Here is a 13,018-nt window from a genome sequence, read left to right on the forward strand (position 1 = left end):
CTGGTCACTTCCAGTAGTACGAGTAAAGGCACAATTGTCAGTGTCTACCGCCCAGCAGGAAAGCTCCAGACTGGCTCGTTTGGACAGACGCACAATCACCGGCTTAGGATAAAAGGCGGCGGCGATGGTACCAATTCCTTGAGCCAGCTTGTCTACAAAGAACTGAGCCTTGTCTTCATACTGGGCCGTGAGTTCGGCAATCTTGTAGCGAGCTAATTCATCCTCCAATTGATCAAAGTGCAGCAGCGCCAATGGATGGGACTGAATCTGGTTGGCAATGATGAACTCCATCCGTGCCAAGCCAACGCCATCATTGGGAATAGCCGACAGACTAAACGCCTCTTCTGGATTACCCACATTCATCAAGATTTTGGTGCGGGTGTGGGGCAAATTCTCTAACGCTACCTCTTTCACTTCAAATGGCAACAAGCCGCTGTAAACCCGTCCTTCTTCCCCTTCGGCGCAGGAGACCGTCACTTCCTGTCCGGTTTGCAGCACTGTCGTCGCATTACCACAGCCAACAATAGCGGGAATGCCCATTTCTCTGGCAATAATTGCCGCATGACAGGTGCGTCCGCCTTGATTCGTGACGATGGCACTCGCCCGTTTCATAATCGGCTCCCAGTCGGGATCGGTGCGGTTGGTGACGAGCACCTCGCCGGGTTGGAACTGATCGATCTTGTGGACATCCAGAATCACCCTAGCCTTACCCTGGCCAATCATTTCGCCAACCGCTCGACCTTTCACCAGAATGTTGCTTTTTTCTTGTAGCTCATAACTCCGCAAAATATTCTGCACTTTTTGAGACTGCACAGTTTCGGGCCGCGCCTGCACGATGAATAGCTCATTCGTCACGCCATCTTTGGCCCATTCAATGTCCATTGGCGTGTATATGCCTCGAACATTGGAGTAGTGGTCTTCGATTTCGCAGGCCCAGCGAGCCAGCGTCAGAATTTCCTCGTCATTGAGGGCAAATTGATGGCGCTGTTCGGGCGGTACAGGCACGTTCTTGGTAAACTTCGAGCCGCCCAGGTCATAGACCATTTTGATTTCTTTAGTGCCCAGCCGCTTTTCCAGAATCGGTTGGAAGCCTTGCTTCAAGGTCGGTTTAAACACCAAGTACTCATCTGGATTCACGGCTCCCTGCACTACGTTTTCTCCTAACCCGTAGGCGGCTGTAATCAGCGCCGCATCTTTAAAGCCGGTTTCCGTATCGATTGAGAACATCACCCCAGAGGAGGCCAGATCGGAACGCACCATTTTCTGCACCCCGACCGAAAGGGCAACATTGAAGTGGTCAAACCCTTTGATCTGCCGGTAAGAAATAGCCCGGTCAGTAAAAATCGAGGCAAAGCACTTATGGCAAGCATCCAACACGCCTTGCACGCCATGTACATTCAGATAGGTTTCCTGCTGGCCGGCAAAGCTAGCATCGGGCAGGTCTTCGGCAGTGGCACTAGAACGAACTGCTACGTCGGTGTCAGGGCCGTAACGGTCGCACAGCATCTGGTATCCTGTGACTATCGCTTCTTGTAGCTCGTCAGGAAACGGCGTTTGCAAAATCAGCGAGCGGGCTTGCTTCCCGACCTGACGCAAACTGAGCGATATGATGGAATCCATTTGTTGAAATGCTGGTTCAAACTGGTTATCCAGTATGACTGACCGCATGCCTGCAGGATGGACTGTCTGTATCTGAATCACACCTCAATCATGGGAGAAATCAAACCGTTGCACACGTTAGCAGTTGACATTGGCGGGAGCGGCATCAAAGTTATGGTGCTTGACGAACAGGGCAATCCTCTCACTGAACGAGACCGAGTCGAGACGCCAGCGATTCCAACTCCAGATGCTGTACTCCACGCGATTCAAGGTTTAACCGCTGGGAAGACCTTTGACCGAGTTTCGGTAGGATTCCCTGGTGTAGTGCGCAAAGGCATTACGGAAACGGCAGTTAATCTTCACCCCGATTGGGTGGGGTTTGATTTGGCAGCCATTTTGGCGCAGCAGCTCGGAAAGCCGGTGCGGGTAGCCAATGATGCCGATATTCAAGGTCTGGGTGCAATTTCTGGCGATGGGGTTGAGCTAGTTTTGACGCTAGGCACAGGAATTGGCTCAGCCATGTTCCTGAATGGAAAGCTGATTCCGAATCTGGAGTTGGGCCACCATCCCTTCCGCAAAGGTGAAACCTACGAACAGCAGTTGGGCCGAGCCGCACTGGATATGATTGGCAAAAAGCGCTGGAATCGCCGTTTAGAGAGAGCAGTTGATTTGTTGGAGCGAATTTTCAACTACGACCATCTTTACTTAGGCGGGGGCAACACCAAGCGCATTGATTTTGTGCTGCCCCCCAACGTCAAGATTACGCCTAACGTCACTGGCTTGCTGGGAGGAATTGCCCTCTGGCAAGACTGATGGCAACCTGAGGAGTCAGAAATCAGAAACCAACTATAGCCCCAGCTCACGCTTTTCTTTTCTCAACTGTTCAACCAGAACACGATTGCCTGCTGCTTCGGCCACTTCAATCCGGTGCAGCAGCGTGCGTAGCATGTTCTCCCGGTGTAGGCGTCCTGATTCTCTCGACATCATGCTTAGACCGTTGGATGAGTTCGTGAATCGATTCGTATTCGGTATTGCTGGGGTCAGGTCAAAATGGTGCCGCCCATTAGCTTTTGATAGCGGTACTCCAATTCTTTTTGCATTAGAACCCACTTGCTGAGGGTCGGATCCAGCTCGATGACTCGTTCGGCTGCTTCTCTAGCCAGGGTCAGCACCTCCTGATCCTCCACAAGGCTGGCGAGAGCAAAATCAGGCAAACCAGACTGGCGCGTGCCCAACACCTCACCAGGTCCACGAAAGCGCAAATCCATTTCGGCAATAAAGAAACCATCCTGCGATTGCTCTAGGACCTTCAGGCGCTGCTTAGCTGTTTCGGCTTTTGAGTGGTTCATGAGTAAGCAGAATGATTGGGCAGCACCCCGCCCTACTCGGCCCCGCAACTGGTGCAACTGCGATAAGCCAAACCGTTCGGCGTGCTCAATTAGCATCACCGTCGCGTTGGGAACATCGACCCCCACCTCCACTACGGTAGTAGAGACCAGAATTGGGTTTCATTGTCGCGAAATCGACTTTAGACAGGCACTAGGCGTTAATTCCAACAAGGCGTCACCCACCAAAGCGTCATAAATCAACACCTCAGCTTGGGTCAGCAGTTGATGGGCCTGGAGGGTTAAATGCTCGATCCTGCCCGTGCCTGCACCCACAAGATAAACCTTGCCAGAAGAGTCGGTCATGCCCCAATAATAAGAAACATTGAAAAGGTAAAAATCGCTGAGCAGCGTTTCTCAGATGATACCGGACTCGTGTTCCTTGCTGGTTACTTCTTGACTGGGGACATCGGTAGGAAAACCCGCTGATTGAACCTGTCAGTTTAAACAGGTCAGATATGTCCACTGCCCCCAAAACCTATTTCCGCTAACGTTCCTGAAAACCCTAGCTACAAAGATCATCCTGTCTTTACCACCAGACTTGAGGGTTTTGTAACTAGAAATACGATAGCGCTGAAGCGCTCATTTTATGGTGCAGTTATTGGCTGTCGTATTGCACCTTCTGCATCTATCCTGCATCTATCCTGCATCTAACCAGTTAGCCCATGAAACAGCATTATTCCGTTGCCATTGTCGGAGGAGGACAGGCTGGTTTATCGATCAGCTACTGCCTCAAGGAGCGGGGATTTGACCATATCGTGTTTGAAAAACACCAGATTGGCTACGCTTGGCGCACCAAACGCTGGGATTCCTTTTGCCTGGTTACTCCTAACTGGCAATGTCAACTTCCTGGCCATCCCTATCGCGGTGCAGAGCCAAACGGATTTATGCAAAAGGACGAAATTGTCCGGTACATCGAGGCGTATGCTGCATCATTTAACCCGCCAGTGCGAGAAGGGGTTGAAGTGACCCGTCTTTGGCAGAACGAAGCCGATGATGTATTTGAGCTAACGACGACCAACGGCGACTACACAGCCGATCAGGTGGTGATTGCGTCGGGCAGCTACCATCAGCCTAAAATTCCCAGAATCGCGGAGCGGTTGCCTCAGCATATTGTGCAATTGCATTCATCCGAATACCGAAATCCGCAGTCCTTGCCTGACAAAGCGGTGTTAGTGGTCGGTACGGGGCAGTCGGGCTGCCAAATTGCCGAAGATTTGCACTTGGCCGGTAAACAGGTTCACCTATGTGTCGGAGGTGCTCCCCGTTCTCCGCGCCGCTATCGAGGTAAAGATGTGGTCGATTGGCTGGATCAAATGGGCTACTACGATCTGTCAATTGATGAGCATCCTCAGAAAGAAAAAGTCAGAACTAAAGCAAATCACTATGTAACCGGGCGCGATGGCGGACGTGAGATTGACCTGCGTCAGTTTGCCCTGGAAGGCATGCGGCTTTATGGCAGATTGAAAACCGTCAGCAATAATACGCTGGAATTTTACCCCAATCTAAAGCAAAACCTGGATCAGGCTGATGCGGTTGCTGAAAGCATCAAGAAAAGCATCGATCAGTTTATTCAAAATCACCAGATCGATGCTCCAACCGAACCACCCTATAGCCCCGTTTGGCAACCCGAAACCGAAGTACTGTCGTTAAATTACGAGTAGAACAGAGCTTGCCGCAAGTTTATCAATATCAAATGCTGGATGAAAATACATTAATCATGTCAGTAGATAAATACGAAGAAACAATTCGGCTAGAATCCGATTGCCGTCGCCTGCGCGAACATCGCTATGATGGCAAACTAATTCGGCGCGTTTGGGAACACAAAGGTGAAGCGCTAGTGGCTTAGCTAAACTAGTGGCTTAGCTAAAACGCGACCCTTTTCAAGATCAAGATGACCCACAGATGGCTTCTGGAATGTCGGTTGTCGAACTCTATGTTGATGATCAGCGCGCGAATGCGGTGGGGTGAAAACAGGCAAAGATCAAATCAGGGTTATATCCACAAATATTTGTTGTCAAATTCTAATTTGAATTTGATTGTGCTTTTTTCTACTTTGAACCATTTATTTGAGCAACAATTCATTAGACTAAAGAAGACCCTTTTTACAGTTGCTGAAATTTTATCTGCTGCAATTATTTTCATGTCATTCTTAGAATCGTTTGAAATGCCCCCTCTATCCCCTTCGCGCAGCGCGTCCGCAGGACGTATTCTGGGAGACTTTCCCGAAGGTCGCTATTCAAATTCCCCCACTGGTGGGGAATTATAGCCCTGTGGCTATTCCAGTGGCTATTCCAGACAAGGGGGCGGAGCCAGACGCAAGATCCTGTTCAAACAGCTTTTAGAAGCAGTTCTGCTGGGATCTGGTGCCAAGAAGAGAGCCAGCGGATAGGTGTCAGCATCAGCCAACCTTAGGAGTAGTGAGCAGCAGTTTAGACATTATGTTTAGACACTATATCGACACCATCCGGCAGCAGATTGCTTCAAAAAGCGAATTAGCAGACCACTGGGAGAAACTAGCAGCAGCAGTGGAGGAATTAGAGCTGACCTATGAGGAAATGCAGACCCAGCTAGAAGCCGCTGAGGTCATCGAGGAACGCCTCGTTGAGCAGAATCAGCAGATCTATGACAGATACCAGTACTTTTACAATCTATTTCAGTTCGCGCCAATTCCCTATTTAGTCACCGATGCCAATGGCTTAATTCTGGAAGCCAACCAGGCAATTGCCGAATTGTTACATGTTCCTCAACCCTATCTTGCTGGTAAGCCCCTAGTCCTGTATGTAGCGGAGGCAGACCGATGTGCTTTTCGCAGTTGTTTAAATCGGCTCTCTTCCAGTACCCCGCACAGTACCTCCTACAACAGCGACAACAGCGACAACAGCGACAACCCAATCTGGCAGATTACCCTCCGTTCCCGTCGGGGCGAACTCGTTCGGGCCGAGATTCCTATCGTCGTTAACCGCGATGACACTGGCTCGATTCAAACGCTCCAGATTGGGATCTACACCTTCAGCCAGTCTCAGCCGCTTGCTACTCCAGTCGTTGTATCCCAGCCGCTAGCCGCTGTAGGAGTCACCGCGTCCTCCTTACCTCAAGCCCTGGATGGATTACAGGTGCTGATTGTGGATGATGAAGCCGATGCTCGTGAGTTCATTACTGCGGTGCTAGAGTCGCATGGGTTTCGACCTGAACCGGCTCGCCCTGACGATTATAAATGACTCGATAGCCACTCTCGCTCTGATTGAAGCGACTACAAATTTCTAAATCAGCCAACTGAGCAATGCTGTGCAGTGCCTCGCCTCGAAATCCCAAACTGTGAACCTGCCCCAGATCAGCGGTGGTTTGAATTTTGCTGGTGCTGTGGGGGAGGGCAGCCTGTTCTAAATCGGTCAACGTCATGCCCATTCCATTGTCAGTGACACGGACACGCCAGCAGTCGGTCCAAACAGAGATGGTGATGCGCGTCGCGTTGGCATCGAGAGCGTTTTCAGCCAGTTCTCGCACTACAGCTGCCAGAGAGTCGATCACTTCTCCAGCCGCAATTAGATAAATGACTTCAACTGGCAGAGCCTGAATTTGCGTTGTCATGCCTTTCAGTGTAGTGCGTGTCCACTGATTTGTGAGCCTGGGTATGAGTCTTGGTATGAGCTTCGGTATGAGCCTTGATCCGAACTGAGTGGCGAGACACCTCATCCAACTGAGTGGCTGAATGAGTTAAGCCAGTAGGAGGAATGGGTGGGCGTCAGTGGGCGAGGTTTGCCCGTGTCAAAATACCTACTTAGGTGAAACAAGCGGTGGAAGTGGAAAAGCGACAAAATTTCTACATTGAAGGTGTGGAGTAATCAGCAACTGCGCTAAGTAAGTGTAATGAATAGAATGATTCAGGAACCCGTAGCACCTTCATTGTCAAACAAAAATGGGATCGCATTTGCCATCAAAAACACCGTGATATCACTGAGTGATACTTGCTGTATTTCCTGTGCTGCTGCTAACCGCTGTTTAGACCACTGCTGGCTGGATGATGCTCAACGCGAGCATGGAGAACGCTGTTTGGTAGCCTGCTGGCAAAGCTTGCACCATACCGATCAGCACCCTGAAACTATGCTCCATCCAGATGCAGCCAAATCGCTCCCCGCAGGCCAGCTTCATCCGTGCCATAGCTGCTGATCACAGCAGAACGCAAGCTACTAACAAGAGTTTTAGGCAGTTCCAATCCGCGTATGGAACGCAGTAGCTGCTCTAGCGCCTCCTGGTTTAAGTACAAATAGCCTTGGTTTGGGGTTTGCAGTTGGGCGATGGCATCTTTGATATCAGAGGTTGTGGCCGACTGAGCCGCGAGAGCTTGTTCTAATGCTTCGAGCGAGGTGGCAAAAAGCTCATAATCGCCAATTGTTGTGCGGACCCCTGCTACTTCCGCTCGCAGGGATGTAAGCCCTGGTTTAGCCGGTTCAGTTTTAAGTTTGATCCAGGCAGAAATAGGTTGGTTATCTAGCGATAAAGCCCCAAGACTAATGCCCTGCTGTTGGGCGACTTGGTCAAGCTGTTCAATGTTTGTCTTGGTTTCTGCCGTCTGCTGTGCCACAAACACCCAATCAGACTGAGACCGACCATTAGCGGCGAGTTGGACCAAGGCATATTCCCCAGTCACCCAATCCAGTGCATCGTCCGGAAACTGGAGTTCCCACTGCTGCTGCAACGGCTCTGCCCAATGGCGGCGTGATCTACAATACGCTGAACGGCGACAGCAACGTGGCCTTCTTCAAGCAGCTCCAGGGGGCCGGTCTGACCCCAGACCGGTATCCAGTCATGTCGGTCAGTATCGCGGAAGAAGAAGTAAAGGCGATCGGTACCGAGTTCCTCAAGGGTCACTTCGCGGCCTGGAACTACTTCATGACGGTGGAAAGCCCAGAGAATCAGAAGTATGTTGAGGCTTTCAAAGCCAAGTTTGGCGATGACCGCGTCACCAACGACCCGATGGAAGCCGCTTACATTTCAGTCAATATCTGGAAGCAGGCGGTTGAGAAAGCGGGCGAGGCAGGAACGCCTTCTAGCTTGGAGAAAGTACGGGAAGCGGCCTATAGTCAGGAATTCGCAGCACCGGGAGGCCCCGTGACAATGAACACCAACCACCACATTTCCAAGACCGTTCGGATTGGGGAAGTGCGCGATGACGGTCTGTTCGAGATTGTCTACGAAACGCCTGCTCCGGTTGATCCCATCCCCTGGAACCAATTTGTAGCCGATACCAAAGGCTTCACCTGCGACTGGACGAGGACTGGGGTGGATAATCCTGGCAAGTTCAAGGAAAGTTAGGGAAGCCTTATTAAGGTTAGTCACTGAAGCAAGTGAGGCAAGGCAAAAGTGTGAAACAGTAATTTAGGGCACGCTTTGAATCGCTTTGCCTCTCTTAGAATAAGCCTCAATTCGTTAGTAACGAGTATTAACCTAGGTGCACACATAAGTTGATTCTGTCAGTGTTCTAGTCCTTGTGCGGCAAGGGCTTGTGTGTACACCGTAGCGATTATTAACAGAGTATTGAGAGCGCCGGTATCTCTTTGGTAGCGGCCCTCGCCACCTGTAAGGAGCGCCCCCCTTGTTCACTGGACTTCTCGACGGAATTTTCAACGGGCTGAGCGTCGGCTCAGTTCTACTTCTGGCAGCTTTGGGATTAGCGATCGTGTTCGGCTTGATGGGCGTGATCAATATGGCCCACGGCGAACTGATGATGCTGGGAGCCTACACCACCTTTGTGGTGCAAAACGGCTTTAAGAAGTTGGGCGATCCCTGGTTGCAGTTCTATATCTTCTTCGCGGTGATTGCGGCCTTTATTGTGGCGGCTTTGGTTGGGCTGGCGCTCGAGCGAGGGGTAATTCGCTACCTCTACGGGCGACCGCTGGAAACCCTATTGGCGACCTGGGGCGTCAGCCTGATCTTGCAGCAGTTCGTTCGCAGCGTCAATTGGGTGATGATCATTGGGCTGGTGCTCTTTTGTTTGTTGTTTTTCGGTGGCCTGTGGTTGCTGCAACGCCGGATTGACTTTGAGCGAATTCGCAACTGGGGAATTGCCATTCTACTGCCGCTGTCGGCTGCAATCTCGCTTGTTATAGGGTCAATCTTGAGCAATGCCTATGGGCTAGCAGTGACAAAACCCTGGTTCGGTGCGCAAAACGTCGATGTGACGGCACCAAAATGGCTGCTAGGCGGATTGCCGCTTGGGAAACAGCCGAACCTAACGGGATCAGCGTTATTCCGCCTCTGCTTTATTTAGTTTTTATGATCTTCATCCTGCTCGGATCGTCTAACGCCGTGAACCTGACAGACGGGCTCGATGGATTAGCTACGAGTGTTACATTCATAGCGATGGCTGCATTGACCGCACTGACATATGTAGCAAGCGACCGCCGTTGGGCTGATTACCTGGACATCACATTCAATCCGTCATCTGCGGAGCTGACCGTCTTTTGCGGAGCGATGGTCGGTGCTAGCCTCGGTTTTCTTTGGTACAACGCGCCTCCGGCAGAAGTATTTATGGGGGACGTCGGATCGCTTGCAATTGGCGGAGCGTTAGGCACGGTAGCAATTTTGACGAAGCAGGAATTTCTTCTGCCGTTCATTGGAGGTGTGTTTATTCTCGAAGCCTTGTCGGTAATGATCCAAGTTTCCTTTTTCAAGTTTACGAAACGGACTGGAGGCGTCGGAAAGCGGATCTTTTTACAGGCTCCGTTGCATCATCATTTTCAGATGTCCGGTTGGAAGGAACCAAAGATCGTATTTAGATTTGTCATCGTTGCGATACTATTTGCTCTGTTGAGTTTATCGACGCTAAAACTCCGATAGGTATCAGGTCTTTGGATAATGATCATAGCGGGCCGAAAAGCTTTAGTGTTGGGTGCGGGAAGGTCAGGGATCGTCTCGGCGAGGTTTTTGGCGGAGCGTGGTGCGAAGGTCGCGTTGCACGACAAGCGTGACGTCGAAACCTGGGGCGACGCGGCGAGATCTTTGAAAGAAACGAACGGTGTCGGGCTGGTATCGGGGGAATTGCCTTCGTGGCTGCTTGATCAGATCGATCTTGTCGTGATCAGCCCCGGGGTTCCGACGAATACGATCCCGGCGCGTTATGTAGATCGAAAGGATGGCGAAGTAATAGGCGAGGTCGAGCTTGCATACCGTTTTATGAAAGGCAGTTTGATCGGTATAACCGGTTCGAATGGCAAGACAACGACAACGACGCTGATCGGCCAGTTGCTAAAGAATGGCGGAATAGAAACGCAGGTCGGCGGAAACATTGGAACGCCGTTGTTGAGTCTTGCCGAAAGCTCGACAGAAGAAACCTGGAGCGTCGCGGAACTGTCGAGCTTTCAGCTTGAGACCATAGTTGATCTTAGGCCTAACATTGCGATCTGTTTGAACGTCACGCCCAACCATTTAGATCGCTACGATTCATTCACCGATTACGCCGCGGCAAAGCACCGCATCTTTATGAACCAGACGGGGGATGACGCGGCGATATTGAATGCAGATGACGAGATAACGGCTAGCTGGGCGGCTGGTCTGAAAGCAAATGTTTCGCTTTTTTCGGTCAAGCGGGAATTGGACGAAGGACTTTTTCTTCGCGGACGCGACCTTGTGTGTCGTGCGAATGGAAAAGAGAAGATCTTGATGACAAGGGATGAGATATTTTTGAGGGGGCTTCACAACGTGGAAAATATTTTGGCATCTATGGCTGCTGGATTGTCGAAACGGTGGCGATGTTTCTACTGATGCTGGTGGTACTGGTGCTGGTGAATTCGCGCTGGATGCGCTATACAGGGTGGGCGGCGGCGGTTACTGTGGCGTTGCTCTATCTGCAAGTGGCGCAGTTGACGGGGGCTAGTTTGAATCCGGTGCGCTCGCTGGCTCCGGCAGTGTTGGCGATGTATTGGCAGAGTCAATGGATTTACTGGATTGCGCCTATTTTGGGGGCTGGTTTAGCGGCGTACTTTTACCGATTGGGAATTGTGGGTACGGGTCAATCTTATTGCTGCAAGCTCTATCACACGTCTGACATTCCCTGCCACCATCATCGCTGTGGGTATAGTAATGCTCGTTTTATTGATGACTTCGCGGCTGGAAAAGGGCACTAGGCTTAATCAAGCTCGTTAATCTTCTGAAGCGGGTTTCGGGCAATGTTTCCAGAATCGCCAGTAACTTAGGATTGCTTCGCAGATAGCCTCAGCAGATTAAAAGCCCATGACATCGTGCCAAAATTTGCGTTTATCTCCTCCTCCGGCTTCTGTGGCGTTTTATGCTCCTAAGCGCTTTGCCTGTCTGCGTATCCCGCAGTCTATCAAATTCTTGAAACTCTTTATAGCCAAGGCTTTTTGGCCCTCTATTTCAATGTCCGGACTAAAGTTGGACTAAATTTTGTCGCCTTTTTTAGAGGATTGAAGCAGACAAATCGGTCGCTTTTGCCGGCAGCAGAGCGTAGAAATGAGCAGGTGTCTTTCTCAACTCATCAGTACTGACCTATCAGTCAGTCTATAACCTGCTCCATTCTAGACAACACCAATTCCACCATTCCAGGCAAATACTCCTCTTTAACTCTAGTCATTTGCCACCCCACAATCCATTAACTTTGCAGCAGCCAACTCCTGCCAAGCCCTAGTTGCTGCCAGCGCCCTGGATCCCATTTCCACAGCTCCTCCAGCCACCTCACCCATCCCATTTTGAGACCTATGTTTATCAAATTAAGTCTCACTACAAACTTGTGAGTCTTATATTGAGTCACTTTAAGGAAGACCCTGCGTCCAGATTGTTCTCGAATTCAAGTAGCCGTATAAGAACCTAGACCCGCCTGCGCGGGTTTTGTCTGTGTAGGCGCGGCTTCTAGTCGCCAGCAAACCTCAATCGATCTCAAGTTAATCTTACTAGTTGTAGAATTAGACTCAATAAAAGTCTACTCATCTAAATATGAGACTAAAAATTAGACAGACAAGACTCATGATAAGCACACTGAAATTTTTTCCAATTCGCTCATCCCGCTAGGTCCGATTCAAAATCAAACGGTATCCAGGCATCGACTCACACAAAATAGCCCGACAGCAACTGCCGGACTAGAAAACTGACTTAGAACTCCAAAATTGAGAAATTAGACTGCTGCAGCAAACTTGAATTAACTAATCCAGTAGCACTCTGATTAGCTATCCAATGTTTCTTGCCGCTCCTTACGGAAGCGCTCATTCAGTTTATCTAGGATCTCCTGCCGCTCTTTGCCACGTTCATTTTTGGCGGTAAGGCTGCTCCAGGCTACTACATGGCGAAGCTGATCATCAAGCTGATCAATTCGGTGGGCCATGTGGTCAACCGCGATCCAGACATGCATGACCGACTCAAGGTGGTGTTCATCCCCGATTACAATGTCACCAATAGTCAGTTTGTCTATCCCGCTGCTGATTTGTCGGAGCAGATTTCTACTGCCGGATTTGAGGCATCGGGCACTGGCAACATGAAATTCTCGATGAACGGTGCACTTACCATTGGCACTCTCGACGGAGCCAATATCGAAATCCGTCAGGAAGCCGGAGCCGAAAACTTCTTTTTGTTTGGCCTCACCGCCGATCAAGTGCTGGAACTGAAAGCCAAAGGTTACCGTCCTCTCGACTATTACGAATCCAACCCGGAACTGAAAGCTGTGCTCGACTGGATCAACAGCGGCCATTTTTCGGACGGCGACTGCGATTTATTCAAACCCCTGACCGACAAGCTGCTTCAGCAGGACCCGTTTATGCTGCTGGCCGATTACCAAGCCTACATCGACTGTCAGTCCCGCGTCAGTGATGCCTACCGCGATTACGAGCAGTGGACCCGCATGTCGATTCTCAACTCGGCTCGCATGGGCAAGTTCTCGTCCGACCGCTCGATTCGGGATTACAGTCAGCAGATCTGGCATACGTCGAGCGTGCAGGTGGAACTATCAGAATACGATCAGGCGGATGCCATGTTGAAGATTGAGTAGATCCCCCTAAATCCCCCTAAACCCCAGCGGGGATGCG

At 50.6% G+C, this 13,018-nt stretch carries 15 protein-coding genes and 1 pseudogene; 10 read left to right on the forward strand and 6 right to left on the reverse strand.

What is annotated here, in order from left to right:
• Nucleotides 1-81: 81 nt before the first annotated feature.
• Nucleotides 82-1,668: pseudogene (ppsA, locus tag JVX88_RS28940) on the reverse strand (phosphoenolpyruvate synthase); the annotation flags it as partial.
• Nucleotides 1,669-1,710: 42 nt separating this feature from the next.
• Between ppsA and JVX88_RS28945 the strand changes: the two are divergent.
• Nucleotides 1,711-2,412 (forward strand): ROK family protein, encoded by a 702-nt coding sequence (locus JVX88_RS28945; protein ID WP_211621968.1) that lies wholly within the window; start codon nt 1,711-1,713, stop codon nt 2,410-2,412.
• 33 nt (nt 2,413-2,445) lie between these two features.
• Here JVX88_RS28945 and JVX88_RS28950 read toward each other — a convergent pair whose 3' ends face one another.
• From JVX88_RS28950 to JVX88_RS28960, 3 genes are read right to left on the reverse strand one after another with little or no spacing between them, the layout of a single operon-like run.
• Complete coding sequence (locus JVX88_RS28950) at nt 2,446-2,586, reverse strand: hypothetical protein (protein ID WP_211621969.1); 141 nt, start codon at nt 2,584-2,586, stop codon at nt 2,446-2,448.
• A gap of 53 nt (nt 2,587-2,639) precedes the next feature.
• Nucleotides 2,640-3,074 carry a hypothetical protein gene (locus JVX88_RS28955; protein ID WP_410503737.1) on the reverse strand — a complete coding sequence of 145 codons (435 nt, stop codon included), beginning with the start codon at nt 3,072-3,074 and terminating at the stop codon, nt 2,640-2,642.
• Nucleotides 3,075-3,107: 33 nt separating this feature from the next.
• A complete protein-coding gene (locus JVX88_RS28960) occupies nt 3,108-3,290 on the reverse strand; it encodes an SAM-dependent methyltransferase (RefSeq protein WP_211621970.1) in 183 nt (60 codons plus the stop codon).
• A gap of 359 nt (nt 3,291-3,649) precedes the next feature.
• Between JVX88_RS28960 and JVX88_RS28965 the strand changes: the two genes are divergently transcribed.
• From JVX88_RS28965 to JVX88_RS28970, 3 genes are all read left to right on the forward strand, one after another.
• Nucleotides 3,650-4,648: an MSMEG_0569 family flavin-dependent oxidoreductase gene (locus tag JVX88_RS28965; RefSeq protein WP_211621971.1), complete on the forward strand. Its 999-nt coding sequence runs from the start codon at nt 3,650-3,652 to the stop codon at nt 4,646-4,648.
• A 56-nt stretch (nt 4,649-4,704) separates the two neighbouring features.
• Nucleotides 4,705-4,833, forward strand: coding sequence for a hypothetical protein (locus tag JVX88_RS41215; protein WP_263975294.1), 129 nt, complete (start codon nt 4,705-4,707; stop codon nt 4,831-4,833).
• 592 nt (nt 4,834-5,425) lie between these two features.
• Nucleotides 5,426-6,205, forward strand: coding sequence for a PAS domain-containing protein (locus JVX88_RS28970; RefSeq protein ID WP_211621972.1), 780 nt, complete (start codon nt 5,426-5,428; stop codon nt 6,203-6,205).
• Here the strand turns inward: JVX88_RS28970 and mutL are convergent.
• A complete protein-coding gene (gene mutL / locus JVX88_RS28975; RefSeq protein WP_211621973.1) occupies nt 6,141-6,575 on the reverse strand; it encodes a DNA mismatch repair endonuclease MutL in 435 nt (144 codons plus the stop codon). The two genes, JVX88_RS28970 and mutL, sit on opposite strands and share 65 nt — an antisense overlap.
• Before the next feature lie 511 nt (nt 6,576-7,086).
• Entirely contained in the window at nt 7,087-7,683 is a 597-nt protein-coding gene (locus tag JVX88_RS28980) for a DUF3352 domain-containing protein (RefSeq protein ID WP_211621974.1), read from the reverse strand.
• Between JVX88_RS28980 and JVX88_RS28985 the strand changes: the two genes are divergently transcribed.
• The 6 genes from JVX88_RS28985 (at nt 7,644) to JVX88_RS29010 (ending at nt 12,981) form a co-directional block, all read left to right on the forward strand.
• Nucleotides 7,644-8,300 carry a transporter substrate-binding protein gene (locus JVX88_RS28985; RefSeq protein ID WP_317134478.1) on the forward strand — a complete coding sequence of 219 codons (657 nt, stop codon included), beginning with the start codon at nt 7,644-7,646 and terminating at the stop codon, nt 8,298-8,300. The two genes, JVX88_RS28980 and JVX88_RS28985, sit on opposite strands and share 40 nt — an antisense overlap.
• 280 nt (nt 8,301-8,580) lie before the next feature.
• Nucleotides 8,581-9,255: an ABC transporter permease subunit gene (locus JVX88_RS28990; protein ID WP_211621975.1), complete on the forward strand. Its 675-nt coding sequence runs from the start codon at nt 8,581-8,583 to the stop codon at nt 9,253-9,255.
• Nucleotides 9,256-9,260: 5 nt separating this feature from the next.
• Nucleotides 9,261-9,824, forward strand: coding sequence for a phospho-N-acetylmuramoyl-pentapeptide-transferase (gene mraY, locus JVX88_RS28995; RefSeq protein ID WP_211621976.1), 564 nt, complete (start codon nt 9,261-9,263; stop codon nt 9,822-9,824).
• An 18-nt stretch (nt 9,825-9,842) separates the two neighbouring features.
• On the forward strand, nt 9,843-10,748 hold the full coding sequence (gene murD / locus JVX88_RS29000; protein ID WP_211621977.1) for a UDP-N-acetylmuramoyl-L-alanine--D-glutamate ligase: 906 nt from the start codon (nt 9,843-9,845) through the stop codon (nt 10,746-10,748).
• Nucleotides 10,736-11,110: an aquaporin gene (locus tag JVX88_RS29005; protein ID WP_225931760.1), complete on the forward strand. Its 375-nt coding sequence runs from the start codon at nt 10,736-10,738 to the stop codon at nt 11,108-11,110. Before murD ends, JVX88_RS29005 begins: the two co-directional genes overlap by 13 nt.
• A gap of 1,136 nt (nt 11,111-12,246) precedes the next feature.
• The gene (locus JVX88_RS29010) at nt 12,247-12,981 is read left to right on the forward strand and encodes a glycogen/starch/alpha-glucan phosphorylase (RefSeq protein WP_317134672.1); all 735 of its coding nucleotides are present in this window, start codon (nt 12,247-12,249) and stop codon (nt 12,979-12,981) included.
• Nucleotides 12,982-13,018 lie beyond the last annotated feature (37 nt).

Source organism: Leptolyngbya sp. 7M (genome assembly GCF_018128485.1).